The 275-nt window shown below is 54.9% G+C and carries 1 protein-coding gene; it reads right to left on the bottom strand.

Annotated elements, in window-relative coordinates; translation table 11 throughout:
• Nucleotides 1-275 (bottom strand): ATP-dependent metallopeptidase FtsH/Yme1/Tma family protein (locus tag RVY79_RS19495; RefSeq protein ID WP_317466227.1); only part of this gene is annotated, 275 nt, incomplete at both ends.

Genomic DNA, 275 nt, shown 5'->3' on the forward strand with positions numbered 1-275 from the left:
GGAAGGCATGATCACCTTTACCTGCGCGGTGGATGTCTTCGACCTGCGGCTTTGATAGGAGCGCGTCAACGCCTTCCGTGATGAACGTGCCGGTGATGTCCTGTTCGCCAACGGAAACATCCTTGATCTTGCCCGCCTTCAACAGCACTTTGAAATCGCTGTAAGGCAGTGTCTCAACCTGATCGGAGAGGAACAAGGTCTGGATGGCGAGTATGGTCAACATCGCCACGACGCCATACCAGATCGAGAACTTTTGCTGCCGAGGTTCCATGCCG

Source organism: Chromohalobacter sp. HP20-39, assembly GCF_033052815.1.
GTDB lineage: Bacteria > Pseudomonadota > Gammaproteobacteria > Pseudomonadales > Halomonadaceae > Chromohalobacter.